Origin of the sequence: Bacillus sp. SIMBA_026, assembly GCF_046535335.1 — a bacterium.
GTDB lineage: Bacteria > Bacillota > Bacilli > Bacillales > Bacillaceae > Bacillus > Bacillus velezensis.
On sequence record NZ_JAWRWX010000353.1, the window covers coordinates 1 to 251 of the forward strand.

Annotated in this window: 1 pseudogene; it reads left to right on the plus strand. The window is 62.9% G+C overall.

Features of this window, described 5'->3' with window-relative positions:
- A pseudogene (locus SB847_RS21775) lies at positions 1-251 on the plus strand (hypothetical protein); the annotation flags it as partial.

A 251-nucleotide genomic window follows, 5' to 3' on the forward strand; every position in this document is an offset into this window, starting at 1 on the left:
CTCGCGGTCATGCTGACCTTCGGCGGCGCATTCGCGATCTTCACGTACCTGCGCCCATTTCTCGAGTCGTACACGCACGTCGACGTGACCCAGCTGTCGATGCTGCTGCTGGGCCTCGGGCTGGCGGGCTTCGTCGGAACGTACGGGGCAAGCGCATTGATCGGAAAACGCCTGTATTTCCTGCTCATGATCCTGCCGCTCGCGCTGGGTGCCGTGACGATCGGCATGCTGTCAGTCGGCCACATGCTGTG